Raw genomic sequence first — 255 nt, forward strand, 5'->3', positions numbered from 1 at the left:
GTACTCGGCCGGCAGCACCTACCAGGCGACGCCGGACCTGCAGCTCAGCGCCTGGCTCAACGGCCAGACCGACTACTACCTCGAACGCGAGAACACCCAGGGCAAGTACGGCGGCTACGTGCTGTTCAACCTGGGCGCCAGTTACCAGCTGACCGAGCAGCTGGCCGTCGACCTGCAGCTGAAGAACCTCACCGACCGCTACTACGAGTACGTCTGGTACGACGGCGCCCAGACGCTGCATGCGCCGGGTGATGG

At 65.5% G+C, this 255-nt stretch carries 1 pseudogene; it reads left to right on the plus strand.

The window, feature by feature from the left end:
- A pseudogene (locus tag AAEZ09_RS28740) lies at positions 1-255 on the plus strand (TonB-dependent receptor); the annotation flags it as partial.

Origin of the sequence: Pseudomonas sp. 65/3-MNA-CIBAN-0223, from assembly GCF_040310425.1 — a bacterium.
GTDB classification, from domain to species: Bacteria; Pseudomonadota; Gammaproteobacteria; order Pseudomonadales; family Pseudomonadaceae; genus Aquipseudomonas; species Aquipseudomonas gregormendelii.